Source organism: Flavobacterium rivuli WB 3.3-2 = DSM 21788 (assembly GCF_000378485.1).
GTDB classification, from domain to species: domain Bacteria; phylum Bacteroidota; class Bacteroidia; order Flavobacteriales; family Flavobacteriaceae; genus Flavobacterium; species Flavobacterium rivuli.
Map to the genome: position 1 here is coordinate 685,185 of NZ_KB899966.1, position 19,122 is coordinate 704,306.

A 19,122-nucleotide genomic window follows, 5' to 3' on the forward strand; every position below is an offset into this window, starting at 1 on the left:
TTTGGTAATATTATCACACCAATCAAATGAAGGCTTTTTTTCTGCTTCTATTAATATTGCCTTTATATTCTACCGCTCAGGTAACTATTTATGATGAGGAAAAATTTTTAGAATTTACATTACAATTTCCTCCGGATACCACATCGGCTACACAGATAGACTGGGGTAAGGAAAAACTTGTTTCAGAATTTATACTGAAAGGAGAAGTACCTTTAAAATACTCGATTGCTTTAAAAAACGATACAATAGCTGCGCTTTCAAAATATGCTGATGGCAGATGGGAATTTCAGGAAGATATAGCCTATACGGATTGGGCAGTGAGAAGAGTTGACGGGACAAAAGTTATATCAGAATTTAAAATTACTGATTTTGACAATGACGGCGATGAAGACCTTACATGCTGGACATTTACGAATATAAATGGGAATATGTGGACAATTATTTTTCTTAATGACCAGGAAAATCAAAAATTAGTGAGTCTTTATAATACCGCCGATCAAACCCTTATTTGGGATAGGCCAGAATATGATGCAGCTACAGGAATCATTAACTGCACATTAGACGGTAGTGCTTACGGAGCATCTGAAGAGAGTTCTTTTAAATTAAATTACTTAACCCCTATACCACTACTAAAAGAAAGGCAGGAACGTTATGATCCTAAATATATTGAAGATTTTTATTATAAAGGAGAAAAAGGAAAATGGAAATTGGTTAAACACACAAAGCATAAATAATGAAATACTTTCTAATCCTGCTATTCAGCATTTCGGCTTTTGCACAGTCAGATAGCATAAGCCGCGCTAACATCTCTGTAGTTTCTGCAGAGCGTTTAAACATTGTGTATCGTGGCATCGATAACCCTATTAAAATTGCAGTGCCGGGCGCGGTATCTTTTATTGCAACTGCTAAGGATTCAGCTTTAGTAAAAATTGATAACTTAGGCAACTATACATTAAGGGCCGGATCTGGGTCGAAAATGAAAATTTATATAGATGCTATCATGCAGGATAATTCGACTTTACATGAAGAAAAAGTATTTAGGATTTTAGGATTACCAGCACCTACAGGCTTAATTAATGGTGAAAATTGTGAAATTTGTACCGTAAATCTTTCTAAAGAGGAATTAGCAAATGCAATAATTTCTGTCGGTATCAAAGATTTTTCTTTTATTGATCGAAATTCAGATTTTTTTGTAGCCCGAAGTTTTGTAATCATTATTAATGAAAAAGAGATTCCAGTAGAAGGAAATAAAATAAGTATTAAAGCATTAAAGACTATTAATAAATTGAAATCAGGTAGTATATTAATTATAGATAAAATTAAATATGGAAAGTTTAGTGTAGAAGCAATTCCGAAAAGAGCCAGTCCAATTGTTGTGGAAATTAGCGGCGAATAATTCAATATTAACAATATAACAATTTTATCTCTATATCGTTATAGTAATCACAATTTATTTACCTTTGCCGGCGGCAAAAAAAGTATCTTTGCAACAAATTGCCCTATTGCTATGACCGAATGTATTTCTGTTTTTGATATGCTTAAGATAGGCGTTGGCCCATCGAGTTCCCATACCCTTGGCCCATGGCGTGGTGCCGAACGTTTTCTTAATGAAGTGCGTTCTATGGGAATTTTTAATGATATACAGCGTGTAAAGGTAGACCTTTACGGGTCGCTTTCGCTTACCGGTATAGGCCACGCGACAGATCTTGCCGTAATGCTTGGCTTAAGCGGCGCCGATCCTGAATATGTGCCTATAGACAGCATTTCGGGCATTATACATAGCATTAACCTTACCAAATCACTTAATTTGGGTAATGAGAAATTTATAGGTTTTAATATAGATACTGATATTGTTTTTAACCGCAATTTCCTGCCTTTCCATGCCAATGGTTTTACGTTTACAGCCTATTTGTCAGATAGCGAATATACCTCTACATTCTACTCTATAGGTGGTGGTTTTGTAGTTAAGGAAGAGCGTGTTGTAGCTAAACAAAAAGAGGCAATAAAGGGGGCCTTCCCCTTCCCTATCGACTTAGCCGATGAGCTTCTTGCCTACACCATTAGCGAGAATAAAAAGATATCTGATATTGTATATGAGAATGAAAAATCTATACGCACAGAAGAACAGATAGACCATGAATTAAAACGTATATGGGCTACTATGCTGGAGTGTATGTACACCGGCTGCCATACGGGCGGGATATTACCGGGTGGGCTTAATGTGCGCCGCCGTGCGTTTGATATGCACAAAGGCCTAATTGGCGAAATGCCATATAACAATCCGCAGGAATGGCTGGAGGTTATACGTTGTACAGAGGTTAAATTCAGGCAGATACTTAAGTGGGTTAGCTGTTTTGCACTTTCGGTTAATGAAGTTAATGCCGCGTTAGGCCGCGTTGTTACAGCCCCTACAAACGGTAGCGCTGGTGTTATACCGGCAGTGCTTATGTACTATCTGGTAATAGAAAATCACGATGCCGGTTTTGATGAGATAAAACAATTTTTGTTAGTAGCCGGAGAGATAGGCAGTATCTTTAAAAAAGGTGCTACTATATCTGCTGCTATGGGCGGCTGCCAGGCAGAAATAGGTGTATCGTCGGCTATGGCTGCGGCTGCGTTATGCGAACTTATGGGCGGGACACCGGAGCAATGCCTTATGGCTGCCGAAATTGCTATGGAACACCACCTTGGCATGACGTGCGACCCTGTAGGCGGACTGGTACAAATACCTTGTATTGAGCGTAATACAATGGGTGCCATTAAAGCCATTAATGCCGCTGAACTTGCACTGGAAACCGATCCTAAAAATGCGAAAGTACCGTTAGATAAAGTGGTTAACACGATGTGGAAGACAGCGCAGGATATGAACAATAAATACAAAGAAACATCTGAAGGCGGGCTTGCCCTTGCTGTTAACAGCACTGATTGTTAGCAATTACACAAAAAAATACACAAGAAGGAAGAAAGATTAGCGAAGAAAAGACGAGTGAGATTATAAATTAATTTATAATACGTAATTAGTTTACTTTAAAATGCTTTGTAAATCTTTATGCCTTATTTGCGAACCTCTGTATAAAGATAATAACAATACAAGATTGTAAAATGTTTTGTAAAATAATACAAAACCAGAAGTGCTTACACACAGTATTATTTAAAATCTAAAAAATATCTATATCCCCTTTGCCCTCCCTAACCACTACAGGCTCAGGGCCGGAAAGATCTATAATAGTAGATGGGCTGTTATCACCATAACCGCCATCAATTACAATATCTACAAGGTTTTGCCATTTTTCAAAAATCAGTTCAGGGTCGGTGCTGTACTCAATCACTTCGTCATCATCATAGATCGAGGTAGATATAATTGGGTTGCCTAACTGCTTTACAATTTCGAGAGCAATAGCATTATCAGGTACACGTATACCCACGGTAGTTTTATTTTTAAAAGCTTTAGGCAGGTTGTTATTACCCGGTAAAATAAAGGTATATGGTCCAGGTAACGAACGTTTTAATATTTTAAAAGTAGCCGTATCTATCTGTTTTACATAGTCGGATATATTGCTAAGGTCAGAACATACAAAAGAGAAATTGGCTTTTTCAAGCTTGATGCCTTTTATTTTTGCCACGCGCTCCAGGGCTTTATTATTAGTAATATCGCAGCCAAGGCCATAAACGGTATCAGTAGGATAAATTATGAGGCCACCTTCCTGCAAAACTTTTACAATTTTTGCAATTTCTTTTTCGTTAGGGTTTTGTGGATATACTTTTATAAACTGCGCCATGATAAAATAGTTTAAAGTTAACGGTTTAAAGTTTATAGTTAATTACCATTGCTTTAAACAATATTTACTTACAAAATTAAGGTTTTACGCTACCACAATTATATAAATTAACAAATTTTAGCATTGCATAATTTATTCAAAATTATCATAAACCCTTTCAAACTCTTTCATGTTTTCCCAGTGCTGCTTAAAACTTTCCTGATATATAGCAGTAATGCGTTCTTTAAAATTAGCAGCCATGCCATTAATCACTACATAATCAACTACTTGTTTATAGGCGGTAAAAATACTTTTGTAAAAAGATCCATATTTCATTTCTCTTTTGGCGCTGTACTTCATAGCTGTTTCAATAGTAAACAACATCACATCTGCCACTACATAAGGGTCTACCCCAAGGCTTAAAAAATGCTTTATAAACTTTTGTGCTACAGACCGGCGCAGTTTAGGACGTTTGCCCTTAAGCGGAAAGTACTCATTTGCAATCTTGGCTTTAGCAGCCTGCTCCAGCTTTTCTTCCTTTGGGTTAAATATAAAATCGTAATATGCCTTTACATCGGCAAACTTATCATAAAGTGCAATTAACTGTTCTTCAAGCTCCGGCTTGGGCAGCGAAGCAAGGTATTTTTTAAGGTCGCGTTTACTCATACAAGTCAAAAGTACGGGGTTAATTTTTCTATTACAATAAATTACAAAAAAGATGTGGTAAAATTATATAAAATAGTATTTTTGCCATTCTTAATAAATACTACAAACCAAAAATATTTACTGTGGAAAATCCGAGTGCACTAAAACTGATCAATAAAATACAGCTGGACCTCTTTAAAAAAGGTTTTGAAGCGGAAGTATTGGTAGCCGACCTAAAAAAATTACGCGAATATTCCCTTGAAGAAAATAATCCGGTGCTTACTAAAGCCATACGCCTTACGTATGAGCATATAGAGGCTAACGGCGCGTTCCTTATACCTATACCGGATGACGAGCCTATAGATGATGAAGAGCTGGTTACAGAGGATACCCCTGCCAACGAAAATAACCTTGAAAGCCTTGACTACCTTATCAATCTTTTTAGCGACCTTTCGCATAAAAACAATGTTCTCGACCTTAAAGAATACAACAAGGCATTTCTTGCTTACTAAGCACTGCCCTTCTATTTTATACCAAAGCTGTTTGTGACCCAAACAGCTTTTTTATTTTTAGTAATCTCTGTTTTTTTACTTCGCTACAAAGTGCGGCTTGCTTACCTTTGCAAAAATTTTATATTATGGTTCGCTTTTTTAAAATAGTTGCTACCCTGGAGGGTATTTCGTTACTGTTATTATTTTTTGTGGCAATGCCCCTTAAATATGTATTTGATAACCCGGAATATATTCGCCCTATGGGTATGGCACATGGTGTGTTATTTATAGCTTATATTTTTATGGCTTTAATGCTAAAATTCGAGCAGGACTGGCCTGTAAAAAAATTGCTTATTATTTGCCTTGCTTCTATTGTGCCTTTTGGTACTTTTTATATTGAATACAAATATTTCAGGACGTCTCAAAACAACTAAATGGGATTATTTAACTGGGCATATAAACTACTACGCAAGGCCGATGTAGGTGCTATGACAGCATCTTACGTTAACCTTGCTGTAGATATGGTAATGATAGGCATCGCCGCTTATTTTATAGATGTTGTGGCACGCAAAATACTTGTGTTTGCCATGAATATTATTGCCAAAAGGACAAAAACCCAGTTCGACGATTTTTTAGTTACCAATAATACCCCGCAGTATATTGCCCACGCCATACCGCTATATTTTATTTATAAAACGGTTCCGCTGGCCCTAAAAGGCTTTACCTACTGGGAATATCTTTTTAACAAAGGTATTACCATTTGCATTATCCTTATAAGTATCTGGATAGTGAGGAGTGTGTTTAACGCTGTTAAGGATTATCTTAAACTGCTGCCCGATTATAATGACAAACCTATAGACAGCTATGTGCAGGTGGCCATGATACTGCTTTGGATATTTTGCATTACTGGTATTGTACTTACGCTGTTTAACACTACAATGCCCATTTTGCTAAGTACCTTTGGTGCTATATCAGCGGTAATAATAGTTATATTTAAAGATACACTTTTAGGCCTTGTAGCCAGTATACAGGTTACCATTAACGATATTGTGCGTATAGGCGACTGGATTACCCTTGAAAAATTTGGTGCCGACGGTACCGTCATCGAAATTAACCTTGCTACTGTTAAGGTTCAGAATTTTGATATGACTACCACCACTATTCCTACATACAGCCTTATATCTGATTCGTTTAAAAACTGGCGTGGCATGCTGCAAAGCGATGGCAGGCGCATAAAAAGGCATCTGCTTATTAAAGCTAACAGTGTAAGGTTTATTCACGAAAGCGAACTTGGGGAACTAAAGAAAATTCAGCTCATATCAGAATATCTTACCCAGCGTTTTGAAGAAATTGAGGCTTACAACCAGGAAAACAATATTGACAAATCAATGTCTATTAACGGGCGTAACCTTACTAATCTGGGTATATTCCGAAAATATATCAACACTTACATTGAAACGCATCCGGGGATAAATAAGAACATGACCATTATGTGCCGCCACCTGCAACCTACAGAAAAAGGTATACCTATAGAGGTTTATGTTTTTACCAAAGACAAACGTTGGATAAACCACGAATACATTATGGCCGATATTTTTGACCATATCATTGCATCGGTTGCTTATTTTGATCTGGAGATATTCGAACTTCCTACGGGTAGAGGGTATATTGATGCTTAAAGAAGTTTACAGTCTTAATTAAAGATTTTAACCAGCATCTCCCTTAAAAGGTCTGACTGCGGGATAGAGTTTGCCCCCACCCCTTTGCTCTTTACATCAATATCCCTAAGTGTTGCAACAATGCCACTCACCTTTCGCATAGGATAATTGCGAAGGGCAATATCATAGTCTTTTAAAAAGTAAGGATTTACCCTAAGCATTTTAGCAACATTTGAAGGGTTTTTATCCTTGATGCCATGGTACTGCAATAACTGGGTAAAAAAACCAAATACAAGCCCCACCGTCATTACCAGCGGGTTATCTTTAGGATTTTGGGCAAAATAGTCGGCTATTTTGTAAGCCTTTAGTTGATCCTTCTCTCCAATGGCTTTGCGAAGCTCGAACACATTGTAATCTTTGCTGATACCTATATTATCTTCTATAAGTTTTGGGGTTATAGTGCTGCCTTTAGGTAAAACAATGGCAAGCTTATCAAGCTCATTGCTAATTTTACTAAGGTCGTTACCTAAAAATTCAACAAGCATGGCAGCGCCCTTTGGCTCTATGCTGTACCCTTTGCCCGATAGTACACGTTTTATCCAGTCGCCCACCTGGTTGTCGTAGAGTTTTTTACTCTCAAAAACAAGCCCGTTCTTATCTATAACTTTAGTAACTTTTTTACGCTTATCAAGCGTTTTGTATTTGTATGCAATAACTAAAACGGTTGTAGGCTGTGGGTTTTCGGCATAGCTTTCCAGTTTTTCTATAGTGCGCGACAGTTCTTGGGCTTCTTTAACAATAACCACCTGTCTGTCGGCCATCATGGGGTAACGCTTGGCATTGGCAACAATATCCTCTACAGTCACATCCTTGCCATACAACACCATTTGGTTAAAACCTTTCTCTTCTTCGGTAAGAATATTGTTCTCAATATATTCGGTAAGCTTATCTATATAATAGGGCTCTTCGCCCATTAAAAAATAAATGGGCTTAATGTTGCCCTGCTTAATATCGTTAATAATCTTTATAATTTCGTCCACTATTGTGCGCTATATTTATTGCCTGAAATTTTTACCTTTGCAGCATGCAGAAGCTTAATTTTCCTGACTATACTTTCCGTTTCAAAAATAGTGAAAATAAGGTCGCCATTTTTGATGAGATACGTAAAAAGTTTATTGTGCTCACGCCCGAAGAATGGGTGCGCCAACATGTAGTGCGCTTTTTGCACCAGGAAAAAAAGTTCCCAATGTCTCACATAAACGTAGAGAAAATAGTAAAAATAAACGGCCTTACAAAAAGATATGATATAGTTGTATTTCAGCCCGATGGTACTATTTTTTTGGTTGTAGAATGTAAGGCACCTGCAGTACCTATATCTCAAACCACTTTCGACCAAATAGCCCGTTACAATATGTCGCTCAACGCAGTACACCTTATGGTTACCAATGGGCTTAACCACTATTTTTGCCAGATGGACCACGCCGCCGAACGTTATAATTTTATGCCGGACGCTCCTCAATACTTACCTGCCTTATGAAAAGCATTGCCGTTGTAATCCTGAACTGGAATGGTAAGAAACTGCTCGAACAATTTTTACCATCGGTTATGGCACATTCTCCCGAAGCACAAATATATGTGGCAGATAATGCATCAACAGATGACTCTGTGGCATTTATTAAAGCCATCTATCCTGAGATAAGGATAATTCAGAATAATGGTAACTATGGTTATGCCAGAGGCTATAATGTAGCGCTTGAAGATGTTGAGGAAGAGATTTATGCCCTTGTAAATTCTGATGTAGAAGTTACCCAAGGCTGGCTGCAGCCTGTCATAGACCTTTTTGAACAGGATAATGAAACAGCAATAATACAGCCTAAAATACTGGATTACAAAAATAAATCGTATTTTGAATACGCAGGGGCTGCCGGTGGCTTTATAGATAAATACGGTTATCCATTTTGCCGCGGAAGGATTTTAGATACCATAGAACAGGATAATAGACAGTATGATGACGAAGTTGAAATTTTTTGGGCATCGGGTGCGTGTTTTTTTATCAGGAAAGACGTTTACCGGACACTTAAAGGTTTTGATGAAGACTTTTTTGCCCATCAGGAAGAGATCGATTTGTGCTGGCGTGCCTTTAATAAAAATTATAAAGTTAGGTTTTGCAGTGCTTCAACCATATATCATGTGGGCGGTGCAACACTTAGCAGCACTAACCCGCGTAAAACATTTTTAAACTTTCGAAACTCATTGTGGATGGTACTTAAAAACGTTCCTAAAACACAAATTGTGCCCGTTTTATTTGTAAGAATGGTTTTAGACGGCCTGGCAGGCGTTCAGTTTTTAGTTAAAGGACAGTTTGCAAATTTCTTAGCAGTATTAAAAGCGCATTTTTATTTTTATTTAAAGATTTTGTACTTCATAAACAAAAGAGAATCAAAACAGTACAATAATTACTACAAAGTAAAAAGTATTCCTTACAAATATTTTGTTAAAAATGGCAAGGTGTTTGATTCTTAATTTAACAATAGTTTATGTGTAAATGCGTTACTATTTTTTAGATTAGTATTAATTTTGTTAAAAATTTTAAATTAAACTTTATGAGAAGATCCATCCTAATGCTTTCGCTAGTAGCGATAACGCTTACTTCCTGCGGATCTAAGAAAAAGATCGCCGCTCTGGAAGCCAAAAACAAGGAGATTCAGGACTTACTGAATACTGCCACTGTAAAACTAAACCAATGTCTTACAGAAAAAGATGCCGTTGCTAACCAGCTTGATTTTTTAAAGAAAAACAACAGCGACCTTATTAATACCGTTGGTAATATTACCACCCTATCATCTAAAGGTGCAGAAAATCTTGAAAAATCTTTAGAGAGCCTTAAAGAGAAAGACCTTAAAATAACAAGGCTTCAGGATGCATTAACCCGTAAAGACTCTGTAACTCTTGCTCTTGTAACAAGCATAAAAAGAGCTGTAGGTGTTAACGACCCGGATATTGACGTTAGCGTAGAAAAAGGTGTAGTTTACATATCTATCGCCGATAAACTTTTATTTAAAAGCGGTAGCTACAACGTAACAGACAGAGCTAAGGAAATTTTAGGCAAAGTAGCTAAGATTGTTCAGGATAAGCCGGACTTTGAATGTATGGTAGAAGGACACACGGATAATGTGCCTATTAAAAACACCGTACTTATAGACAACTGGGATTTGAGTGTTAAGCGTGCAACATCTATTGTAAGAATATTGCAAAACGACTTTAACATAGACCCTAAACGTCTTGTAGCTTCTGGCCGTAGTGAGTATATTCCTGTTGACAGTAATACTACTCCTGAAGGAAGGGCTAAAAACAGAAGGACAAGAATACTTGTACTTCCTAAAATTGATCAGTTTTATGATATGATCGAGAAAGAAATGAAAAACCAGCAAGGTAAATAATCTTAAGGTTTAATTTATATTGAGGAGGCTGTCTATTTATTTAGGCAGCCTCCTTTTTTTTGCATTACCTTATTTATTACAAGCTACTGCATATACACCAATAGCAAAGGCAAATAACTTACAACTGCTTTAATATTTATAATTGCGGGTGAACAGGACTATATTACACTATTCAATCCTTAGCCTTTAGTTTAAGAAAACACTTAATATATAACTATTATGGTTAGATATGGGCATAAAAAAACGCCCTGCGGTTGCAGGGCGTCATCATCATATTATTTTTAAGTGATATTAAGCTTTAACCTTAGCCTTCATCGCTTTGTAATCATTAGTCCTTTCAAGAGCCTGGTAAAGACCTGCAAGCACTGATATTACATATTGTTCATCCGGTTTTAGCTGGTGGGCTTTTTCAAAGTAAGGAAGTGCTTTGTTGTACAAGCCATCCTTCTTCTTTTTAAGCACCTCATAGCGGGCGTTATCTTTAGCCGATGTAGTAAGTTTGTTCATCTCATCTACAATTTTCTTTTCGTCTACTAACTGTAAAGCACCTACACCCACTAAAGCATCAAAATAATCAGGCTTAATAGTAAGGGCTTTTTTATAATATTCTTCGGCACCGGCAGGATCTGCTTCAGAGCTTACAACACCAAGGTTATAAAACAACACAGCATCATTAGGATTTTTAGCAGCAGCCTCTGTAATAAGTTCTTTATACTTAGCCATATCTTTAGTTTTAAGATATAGTTCTGCTTCAGCAATTATCAGGCTTGAATCTTCAGGATTAGCCTTCCTTGCATTCGTCATTGCTTGTTTAGCCTTATCGACTTCGCCTTTTTGGGCATAGATAAGAGCAATATTTTTAACAATATCCCCTCTTAAAGATGGTAGCTTATCAACTTTAGCATCTGTGTATAGACCACGTTGTACAGCAACATCCATAGTAGCTTTATTCGGGAAGTTCTCCACCTGGCCGGTAGCTTTGCTTTTAGCTGAAAAATTTGTTCCTTCTCCTGTAAAACCAACTTTTTCAAGCTGAAGGTAGTACTCCAGGGCACTGTCAAAATCCTGTCCGTTAACAGCCATTGCAGCAGCATTATATAACTGGGCACCATCATTAGGGTCTACTTTATAAGCAGCGGCATAAAAAGCACCGGCAAGCTTATAATTCTTCTGGTCTACAGCCGTTTGAGCCATTGTTATAGCACCAGTTTTCAATTCAGGGAATATTTGTTCCTGAATTTCTTTAGTGTATTTTTTCTTACCCGTTTTCTCAATCTCAATCGTCTGGTTAAGATCTGCAATGGCAGTTTCAAATGCAGCTTTAGAGTTTGCAGGGTTAGCCATTACCTGTATAACACCATAACTACCTTTATAGTAATAATATTCGGCTTTTTGCTCTGGCGTAGCAGCAGCAATTTTAGGCTCAACTTCTTTTAGCAACCTGCCATATTCGGTAAAATCTGCCGGCGTAGGTTTTTCTTTATCATCAAGCTTTTTTAAGGCCTTTAATTCATCTTTTTGTGCAAATGCGCTAAGGGATAACAATAGCGAAGCTGCCAGTACATAAGTAACTTTCATTATTAAAAATCTTTAGTTATTCTTCAGTTTGTTCGTCTTCAGTAAAATCAGCAGGGTCTATATCCAGGTCTTCTGCTTCAGTACCTTCCGGTAAAATAATACCGCTAACACCATTTTCAGCATCTACATCATCAAGTACTTCGCCTATAGCTTCATCAACAGCCTCTTCCTCGCGCATTACTTTGGTAACAGCAGCAATAGAGTCGTTACCTTTAATGTTTATAAGGCGTACACCCTGTGTGGCACGGCCCATTACCCTAAGATCGCTCACCGCCATACGTATTGTAAGGCCAGATTTGTTAATGATCATAAGGTCATCTGCATCGTTAACGCTGTTTATAGATACCAGGCTACCTGTTTTATCAGTAATGCTAAGGGTTTTAACACCTTTACCACCACGGTTTGTTATCCTGTAATCATCAAGGCTTGATCGCTTGCCATACCCGTTTTCTGATACTACAAGAATTTCGGTATTCATATCATTTACAGATACCATGCCAATTACTTCATCTTTGTCATCCTGAAGTGTTATACCACGCACTCCACTTGCACTACGGCCCATAGGGCGTGTCTTGCCTTCTTCAAAACGAACCAGCTTGCCCGATTTAACTGCTATAAGCACCTGGCTCTCGCCTGTGGTAAGTTTAGCTTCTAACAGCTCATCGTCTTCACGAATGGTTATTGCAGCAATACCGTTAAGCCTTGGCCTTGAATATTGCTCTAACAAGGTCTTTTTAACAATACCCTGCTTAGTAGCCATAATAACATAGTGGCTGTTTATATAATCTTCGTTCTTTAAGTCCTGTGTGCAAATAAATGCCTTAACCTTATCGTCGTTCTCTATATTAATAAGGTTTTGTATTGCGCGGCCTTTGCTTGTTTTTGTTCCTTCCGGAATTTCGTAAACACGCATCCAGAAACATTTACCTTTTTGGGTAAAGAACAGCATGTAGTTATGGTTTGTGGCCACAAATAAATGCTCAAGGAAATCCTGGTCGCGGGTAGCCACACCTTTTTGGCCTACGCCTCCCCTGTTCTGGGTTTTGTATTCAGATAATGGTGTACGTTTTATATACCCTGCGTGAGATATGGTGATAACCACATTCTCATCGGCAATAAGGTCTTCTATACTCACATCACCGCCGGAATATTCTATTTGCGAACGGCGCTCATCGCCATATTTATCCCTTATTTCAATCAGCTCCTCTTTAATAAGGGCCATCCTAAGGTTAACATCGGCTAATAAGGCTCTCAATTCGGCAATCAATTTCATTATCTCTTCATACTCGGCACGCAGTTTATCCTGCTCCAGGCCTGTAAGCTGCCTTAATCGCATCTCTACAATGGCACGTGCCTGAATTTCAGACAAGTTAAAACGCTCGATTAATTTACCTCGCGCTTCTTCACCATCTTTTGATGAACGTATCAATGCAATTACTTCATCTATATTATCAGATGCAATAATTAAACCTTCTAATATGTGTGCACGCTCTTCAGCTTTACGAAGGTCGAATTTAGTCCTGCGTATAACTACATCATGCCTGTGCTCCACAAAATAGTGGATCATGTCCTTAAGGTTAAGCATTTGCGGCCTTCCGGCTACAAGGGCAATATTATTAACACTAAAAGAAGACTGTAGTTGTGTAAACTTATATAGGGTATTAAGTACCACATTAGGCACTGCATCGCGCTTAAGGATGTACACAATACGCATACCGTTACGGTCAGACTCATCACGGATATTTGCAATACCCTCAATTTTTTTGTCGTTAACCATATCGGCCGTTTTCTTGATCATGTCGGCCTTATTTACCTGGTAAGGTATCTCGGTAACAATAATACATTCACGCCCGTCTACTTCTTCAAAGCTTGTTTTAGCACGAACCACGATCCTGCCGCGGCCGGTTTTAAACGCTTCGCGCACGCCCTCATACCCGTATATTATACCACCTGTAGGAAAATCAGGTGCTTTAATATGGTGCATCAGTTCGTCTATCTCTATATCAGTATTGTCTATATATGCAAGTATACCATCAATAACCTCTGTAAGGTTGTGCGGCGGCATGTTAGTTGCCATACCTACTGCAATACCACTTGCACCATTTATAAGCAGGTTGGGTACACGCGTAGGCATAACCGTAGGCTCCTGTAAGGTATCATCAAAGTTTAATTGAAAGTCTACTGTTTCTTTGTCAAGGTCGCTCATTATCTCTTCAGATATTTTGCGCATCCTTGCCTCAGTATATCGCATTGCTGCGGGGCTGTCGCCATCTACTGATCCAAAGTTACCCTGTCCGTCTACCAAAAGGTAACGAAGGCTCCAGTCCTGGGCCATACGCACCATGGCATCATAAACAGAGGTATCGCCATGCGGGTGGTACTTACCTAAAACCTCACCAACGATCCTTGCCGATTTTTTGTGGGCTCTGTTACTAAAAACGCCCAACTCATACATTCCGTATAGTACCCTTCTATGCACGGGTTTCAAGCCATCCCTAACATCCGGAAGCGCCCTTGAGACAATAACCGACATTGAATAGTCAATGTAAGCCGACTTCATTTGGTCTTCTATGTTAATGGGAATTAACTTTTCTCCTTCAGCCATAAGTAGTTATATTAAAAATTATAGTTATTTTATAGTTTTTACAAAACGTGCCAATATACGTATTTTTATTAGGATATTATTCGTTTTCGCGAGGAATTTTGAAGCATTTATTAACAGACTTTGCTAAGATAAAGGTTAATAAAGTATTATTAAAACGCTTTTTTATATGGCATATTTTTTGTCTCTTAGCCTGACAGTACTATTAATAGGTATGGTTTTTGTAAAATCTTAAGTAAATAGTTACATTTACACTATTAAAGAAAGGAATCATTATGGATGATAATTTTTCACCAAGGGTCAAGGACGTTATAACTTACAGTAAAGAGGAAGCTTTACGGTTAGGCCATGATTTTATTGGTACAGAACACTTAATGTTGGGAATTTTACGGGACGGTAATGGCAAAGCTATTTCTATCCTTAACAACATATCGGTAGATTTAGACCATTTACGTAAAAAAGTAGAGATTTTAAGCCCTGCAAATCCTTCCGCGGAGCGCAATAATGAAAAGAAAAACCTTCATTTAACACGCCAGGCCGAAAGGGCCCTCAGGACTACATTTCTGGAAGCTAAAGTTTTCCAGAGCAGCTCTATAAGCACGGCACATTTACTGCTTTGCATATTGCGTAATGAGAATGACCCTACCACAAAATTGCTCAACAAACTTAAAATTGATTACGAAACAGTTAAAGAACAATTTATCAGCATGACATCAAACGAAGAAGATTATATGGAAAATCTGCCAAAAGCAGAGTCCTACAACGATGATCCCGGACAGGATGACAGTTTGCGCGAAAGCACATTTAACAACCCTGCTGCCGGTAATAAAGCCAACAAAAAATCTAAGACCCCGGTACTTGATAATTTTGGCCGCGACCTTACAGAACTTGCCGAAGAAGGTAAGCTGGACCCTGTAGTAGGCCGTGAAAAAGAAATAGAACGCGTTAGCCAGATATTAAGCCGAAGGAAAAAGAACAACCCTTTGCTTATTGGTGAGCCTGGTGTGGGTAAATCGGCCATTGCCGAGGGCCTTGCGCTTCGCATTATCCAGAAAAAAGTATCGCGTATATTGTTTAACAAACGTGTGGTTACGTTAGACCTTGCCAGTCTTGTGGCAGGTACTAAATACCGTGGCCAGTTTGAAGAGCGTATGAAAGCAGTTATGAACGAGCTTGAAAAAAACGATGATATTATCCTGTTTATAGACGAGATACATACCATTGTGGGTGCCGGTGGTGCTACGGGTTCGCTTGATGCGTCTAATATGTTTAAACCTGCGTTAGCAAGGGGCGAAATTCAATGTATTGGTGCCACAACCCTTGATGAGTACAGGCAGTATATTGAGAAGGATGGCGCTCTTGAAAGACGTTTCCAAAAAGTAATTGTAGAGCCTACCACCGTAGAGGAAACTATTACGATACTTAACAACATCAAGAACAAATATGAAGACCACCACAATGTAATTTATACACAAGAGGCTATTGAGGCTTGTGTGAAACTTACAAGCAGGTATATGAGTGAGCGTTTCCTTCCGGACAAAGCTATTGATGCTCTGGATGAGGCAGGAAGCCGCGTACACATTACCAATATAGATGTGCCTAAGCAAATTCTTGACCTTGAGCGCCAGCTTGAAGAAGTGCGTGAACTTAAGAACACTGTGGTTAAGAAACAAAAATATGAAGAGGCTGCAAAGCTTCGCGATGACGAAAAACGCATAGAGAAAGACCTTGCCGTTGCACAGGAGCAGTGGGAAGAAGATTCTAAAAACAACCGTATTGTTGTTACCGAAGATAATGTTGCCGATGTTGTAAGTATGATGACGGGTATTCCTGTTAACCGTATTGCACAAACAGAAAGTAACAAACTGGCTAAATTGCCCGAACTTATTCGTGGTAAAGTAATAGGCCAGGACGATGCGGTAATGAAAATTGCCAAATCCATCCAGCGTAACCGTGCAGGCTTAAAAGACCCTAATAAACCAATTGGTTCGTTCATCTTCCTGGGACAAACCGGTGTAGGTAAAACACAGCTTGCCAAAGTAATTGCTAAAGAACTTTTTGATAGCGAAGATGCCCTCGTACGTATAGACATGAGCGAGTATATGGAGAAATTTGCCATATCGCGCCTTGTAGGTGCGCCTCCGGGATATGTGGGCTATGAAGAAGGCGGACAGCTTACCGAAAAAGTGAGAAGAAAACCGTATTGCGTAGTATTACTTGATGAGATCGAGAAAGCCCACCCTGATGTATTTAACATGATGCTGCAGGTGCTTGACGATGGTTACCTTACTGACAGTTTAGGCCGCAAGATAGATTTCAGGAATACTATTATAGTAATGACATCTAACGTAGGTGCAAGACAGCTTAAAGATTTTGGCCAGGGCGTAGGTTTTGGTACATCTGCTAAAAAATCACAGGCTGATGAGCATACTAAAGGTGTTATTGAAGCTGCACTTAAAAAAACCTTTGCCCCTGAATTTATAAACAGGATTGATGATATTATTGTGTTTAATGCGCTTGAAAAAGAAGACATTAACCAGATCATTAACATCGAGCTTGAAAAATTATATTCAAGGATAAAAGATCTTGGTTATACCATTGCGCTTTCTGACAAGGCTAAAGAATTTATTGCCGATAAAGGATTTGACAAACAGTATGGCGCAAGGCCTCTTAAAAGGGCTATCCAGAAATATGTTGAAGACGTATTGGCCGAAGAGATCATTACCTCTAAAATTTCAGGTGGTGATGAAATCTTTATGGACCTTGACGACAATGGTACTGAGCTTGCCGTTACTATTAAAAAGGCAGAAAACCCTGCAAGCTAATATAGCTGCACATATAATTACCAAAAATGCCCGAAGATTAATTTCTTCGGGCATTTTTGTTTAAGCCTTACCGCAATATTTTAACCGATTTATTATCCTGATTTCACGCAAAGCCGCAAAGACGCAAAGTTGCACGCCGAATTAGTTATTTTAGAGCGACTTATAAGTCGCTTAGAGAGCAGGATGGTGTACCCAGCTTTGCGTCTTCGCGCCTTTGCGTGATAAATTATTTAGACTGCTTTATATGAATAAATGATATAACTTTAAAACAATTAAAAATCTTCCTCCACATCAAAACTAAGCGCTTCCTTACTAACCGGATGTACAAACTCTAAATGTGCTGCATGTAGGTATAGCCTGTCGGAAGCTGTGCCGTAAAGGTCATCTCCCACAATAGGAGCATTAAGCCCCAACTCGTGCGCTGCATGCATGCGCAACTGGTGCGTCCTGCCGGTATGGGGCCAAAAATGCACTTTAGTGGTGTCTTCTTTTCGTTCGATTGTTTTCCAATGGGTAACAGCTTTTTTACCAAATTCAAAACAAACCAACTGGCTCGGCCTGTTATCAAGGTCGCCACGAAGCGGCAATGTAATTTCGCCCCCCTCCTGCTCTATTACTTTACTAAGTAATGCTGTGTAGCGTTTGTTAACCGTTCGCTTAATAAACTGCCTCTGTATGTCTTTGTGGGCTTCTTTAGTTTTAGCTACGACCAGCAATCCTGATGTTGCCATATCTAACCGATGTATGATAAGCGGTTCAATATTACCAAACAGGTATTGCAGGCGGGTGTAAACAGAATCCTGTACGGCAATACCCGGAACCGAGAGTAACCCCGATGGTTTGTTAACCACTATAAAACTATCGTCCTCATAAACAACTTCGAGTTTTTTATCCTGACCGGGATTATCTAAAAAAGGGTTTTGTTCCAGTTCTATGCCTTGTAGCATGTGTTCAAGTATGGGTTTGCATTTCCCGGTACAGGCAGGGTAAAACTGTTTGTGTTTCCTTATTTCCGACTTTGGTGGTGCGCCCCACCAAAACTCGGCCATTGCAATAGGTGTATGCCCGTGCAAAAAAGCATACTGCAACAACTTCGGCGTAGCACACTCCCCTGCTGCTGCCGGTGGTTTGCCAAAAACCGTATCGCTAAAAATAGCATACAGGCTTTTTTCCTGTTTGTCTTTATTAAGAAACACATAATTTTCGAAAAGCTGCTGCTGCAACGCCGCCGATTTTTCTCTTCGTTCTTTCTTTAAAGCCTCAATATTCTCTTCGTATATAGATAACTCTGATTTAATATCGTCTAATTGTTGCTGCCATTTATTTACCACCAAATTAAACTGGTGTTTATCGTGCAGGCTATAGCGTATAAGATATGCTTCTAAGTCGGCATATTCTTGTTCACTTAAAATGCTTTTTTGTTCTTTGCGCTGTTTTTTACGGTCGTCTTTATTTATTTTCAACTGCTTTTTAAAAGCATCAATTTCCTGTAAGGACTTTGTTGTTAAATTCTCATAGTCCTTTTTAAGCTTCAGATAGCTTTCATCTTCTTCAATATCTATTACCTGTTTGTTAATATCATTTAGGATGTATTGTTCTTTTAAAAAGAAACTATCTTCCATGAGCATATCAAAAACCGGCGGCACAAACTTTTCATGATTATTAGAGTCCGCCAATTTACCTGAAAAAGCCGAAAGATATCCAAGTTTCCCTTCTGCATCTTTAACAACCAGCACGCCAAACATTTTGCCTATAACTATTCCATTTTGATTTTCTTTAAGCCCAAAATTATGGTCGAGGTCAGTCTGCGATTCTAAATAGCACTGCAATTCTTCAACAGCAATTTTAGTCAGCTCATGCGGTTCGTAAAAAAAAGGAAAGGTAAATTTTTCCGGCAGGGCTATACCTTTTATTAATGCCTGGGAAAAGTAAGTTATGATATTTGGGCTATTGGTAATCAAGTTGTTTATAATTTTACGGTGCGAAAGTAATGGATATTTATTCCAGACGAAAAAAAATCTAAAAATTTATAAAAGTGGCTCGCAATTTGTATTGTAGGAAATCATGAAGATTAATTGTTAACGATAAGGCTATTTAAGAAGGATACTAAATTTTCTCTTTTAAG

Annotated in this window: 16 protein-coding genes; 10 read left to right on the forward strand and 6 right to left on the reverse strand. The window is 38.5% G+C overall.

The annotated features are described in order from the left end of the window. Positions 1 to 26: 26 nt before the first annotated feature. The 3 genes from F565_RS0103315 (at position 27) to F565_RS0103325 (ending at position 2,932) form a co-directional block, all read left to right on the forward strand. Positions 27 to 734 carry a hypothetical protein gene (locus tag F565_RS0103315; protein WP_020211777.1) on the forward strand — a complete coding sequence of 236 codons (708 nt, stop codon included), beginning with the start codon at positions 27 to 29 and terminating at the stop codon, positions 732 to 734. Beyond that, on the forward strand, positions 734 to 1,396 hold the full coding sequence (locus F565_RS0103320) for a GldM family protein (protein WP_020211778.1): 663 nt from the start codon (positions 734 to 736) through the stop codon (positions 1,394 to 1,396). The genes F565_RS0103315 and F565_RS0103320 overlap by 1 nt, the downstream gene beginning before the upstream one ends. Positions 1,397 to 1,507: 111 nt before the next feature. Beyond that, a complete protein-coding gene (locus F565_RS0103325) occupies positions 1,508 to 2,932 on the forward strand; it encodes an L-serine ammonia-lyase (protein WP_020211779.1) in 1,425 nt (474 codons plus the stop codon). Between the two features lie 226 nt (positions 2,933 to 3,158). On the opposite strand, the gene F565_RS0103330 is transcribed toward F565_RS0103325, so the two are convergent. Next, positions 3,159 to 3,779 (reverse strand): L-threonylcarbamoyladenylate synthase, encoded by a 621-nt coding sequence (locus F565_RS0103330; protein ID WP_020211780.1) that lies wholly within the window; start codon positions 3,777 to 3,779, stop codon positions 3,159 to 3,161. A gap of 132 nt (positions 3,780 to 3,911) precedes the next feature. Beyond that, positions 3,912 to 4,424, reverse strand: a complete 513-nt coding sequence (locus F565_RS0103335) for a DUF6155 family protein (protein ID WP_020211781.1) — start codon at positions 4,422 to 4,424, stop codon at positions 3,912 to 3,914. A 122-nt stretch (positions 4,425 to 4,546) separates the two neighbouring features. Here F565_RS0103335 and F565_RS0103340 point away from each other — a divergent pair, with 122 nt between their 5' ends. The 3 genes from F565_RS0103340 to F565_RS0103350 all read left to right on the forward strand — a co-directional run bounded on the left by F565_RS0103340 (position 4,547) and on the right by F565_RS0103350 (position 6,573). Beyond that, a complete protein-coding gene (locus tag F565_RS0103340) occupies positions 4,547 to 4,915 on the forward strand; it encodes a hypothetical protein (protein ID WP_020211782.1) in 369 nt (122 codons plus the stop codon). A 125-nt stretch (positions 4,916 to 5,040) separates the two neighbouring features. Beyond that, positions 5,041 to 5,328, forward strand: coding sequence for a DUF3817 domain-containing protein (locus F565_RS0103345; protein WP_020211783.1), 288 nt, complete (start codon positions 5,041 to 5,043; stop codon positions 5,326 to 5,328). Continuing rightward, positions 5,329 to 6,573, forward strand: a complete 1,245-nt coding sequence (locus F565_RS0103350) for a mechanosensitive ion channel family protein (RefSeq protein WP_020211784.1) — start codon at positions 5,329 to 5,331, stop codon at positions 6,571 to 6,573. Positions 6,574 to 6,587: 14 nt separating this feature from the next. On the opposite strand, the gene holA is transcribed toward F565_RS0103350, so the two are convergent. Beyond that, on the reverse strand, positions 6,588 to 7,592 hold the full coding sequence (gene holA, locus F565_RS0103355) for a DNA polymerase III subunit delta (protein ID WP_020211785.1): 1,005 nt from the start codon (positions 7,590 to 7,592) through the stop codon (positions 6,588 to 6,590). 44 nt (positions 7,593 to 7,636) lie between these two features. Here holA and F565_RS0103360 point away from each other — a divergent pair, with 44 nt between their 5' ends. The 3 genes from F565_RS0103360 (at position 7,637) to F565_RS0103370 (ending at position 9,992) form a co-directional block, all read left to right on the forward strand. After that, on the forward strand, positions 7,637 to 8,089 hold the full coding sequence (locus tag F565_RS0103360) for a type I restriction enzyme HsdR N-terminal domain-containing protein (protein WP_020211786.1): 453 nt from the start codon (positions 7,637 to 7,639) through the stop codon (positions 8,087 to 8,089). After that, entirely contained in the window at positions 8,086 to 9,075 is a 990-nt protein-coding gene (locus F565_RS0103365) for a glycosyltransferase family 2 protein (protein WP_020211787.1), read from the forward strand. The genes F565_RS0103360 and F565_RS0103365 overlap by 4 nt, the downstream gene beginning before the upstream one ends. An 80-nt stretch (positions 9,076 to 9,155) precedes the next feature. Continuing rightward, complete coding sequence (locus tag F565_RS0103370) at positions 9,156 to 9,992, forward strand: OmpA/MotB family protein (protein WP_026299857.1); 837 nt, start codon at positions 9,156 to 9,158, stop codon at positions 9,990 to 9,992. Positions 9,993 to 10,283: 291 nt separating this feature from the next. Here the strand turns inward: F565_RS0103370 and F565_RS0103380 are convergent, their stop codons facing one another. Further along, positions 10,284 to 11,570, reverse strand: coding sequence for a tetratricopeptide repeat protein (locus tag F565_RS0103380; protein ID WP_020211790.1), 1,287 nt, complete (start codon positions 11,568 to 11,570; stop codon positions 10,284 to 10,286). 16 nt (positions 11,571 to 11,586) lie between these two features. After that, positions 11,587 to 14,175: a DNA gyrase subunit A gene (gyrA, locus tag F565_RS0103385; RefSeq protein WP_020211791.1), complete on the reverse strand. Its 2,589-nt coding sequence runs from the start codon at positions 14,173 to 14,175 to the stop codon at positions 11,587 to 11,589. A 272-nt stretch (positions 14,176 to 14,447) separates the two neighbouring features. Here gyrA and F565_RS0103390 point away from each other — a divergent pair, with 272 nt between their 5' ends. After that, on the forward strand, positions 14,448 to 16,997 hold the full coding sequence (locus F565_RS0103390; protein WP_020211792.1) for an ATP-dependent Clp protease ATP-binding subunit: 2,550 nt from the start codon (positions 14,448 to 14,450) through the stop codon (positions 16,995 to 16,997). A 272-nt stretch (positions 16,998 to 17,269) separates the two neighbouring features. On the opposite strand, the gene F565_RS0103395 is transcribed toward F565_RS0103390, so the two are convergent. Then, positions 17,270 to 18,958 (reverse strand): RluA family pseudouridine synthase, encoded by a 1,689-nt coding sequence (locus F565_RS0103395; RefSeq protein ID WP_020211793.1) that lies wholly within the window; start codon positions 18,956 to 18,958, stop codon positions 17,270 to 17,272. Between the last annotated feature and the right edge of the window lie 164 nt (positions 18,959 to 19,122).

What these genes read in the sequence shown, in the direction of transcription:
- F565_RS0103315 (WP_020211777.1), top strand. Translation starts at nt 27, where the DNA reads ATGAAGGCTTTTTTTCTGCTTCTATTAATATTGCCTTTATATTCTACC.
- F565_RS0103320 (WP_020211778.1), top strand. Translation starts at nt 734, where the DNA reads ATGAAATACTTTCTAATCCTGCTATTCAGCATTTCGGCTTTTGCACAG.
- F565_RS0103325 (WP_020211779.1), top strand. Translation starts at nt 1,508, where the DNA reads ATGACCGAATGTATTTCTGTTTTTGATATGCTTAAGATAGGCGTTGGC.
- F565_RS0103330 (WP_020211780.1), bottom strand. Translation starts at nt 3,779, where the DNA reads ATGGCGCAGTTTATAAAAGTATATCCACAAAACCCTAACGAAAAAGAA.
- F565_RS0103335 (WP_020211781.1), bottom strand. Translation starts at nt 4,424, where the DNA reads ATGAGTAAACGCGACCTTAAAAAATACCTTGCTTCGCTGCCCAAGCCG.
- F565_RS0103345 (WP_020211783.1), top strand. Translation starts at nt 5,041, where the DNA reads ATGGTTCGCTTTTTTAAAATAGTTGCTACCCTGGAGGGTATTTCGTTA.
- F565_RS0103350 (WP_020211784.1), top strand. Translation starts at nt 5,329, where the DNA reads ATGGGATTATTTAACTGGGCATATAAACTACTACGCAAGGCCGATGTA.
- F565_RS0103360 (WP_020211786.1), top strand. Translation starts at nt 7,637, where the DNA reads ATGCAGAAGCTTAATTTTCCTGACTATACTTTCCGTTTCAAAAATAGT.
- F565_RS0103365 (WP_020211787.1), top strand. Translation starts at nt 8,086, where the DNA reads ATGAAAAGCATTGCCGTTGTAATCCTGAACTGGAATGGTAAGAAACTG.
- F565_RS0103370 (WP_026299857.1), top strand. Translation starts at nt 9,156, where the DNA reads ATGAGAAGATCCATCCTAATGCTTTCGCTAGTAGCGATAACGCTTACT.
- F565_RS0103380 (WP_020211790.1), bottom strand. Translation starts at nt 11,570, where the DNA reads ATGAAAGTTACTTATGTACTGGCAGCTTCGCTATTGTTATCCCTTAGC.
- gyrA (WP_020211791.1), bottom strand. Translation starts at nt 14,175, where the DNA reads ATGGCTGAAGGAGAAAAGTTAATTCCCATTAACATAGAAGACCAAATG.
- F565_RS0103390 (WP_020211792.1), top strand. Translation starts at nt 14,448, where the DNA reads ATGGATGATAATTTTTCACCAAGGGTCAAGGACGTTATAACTTACAGT.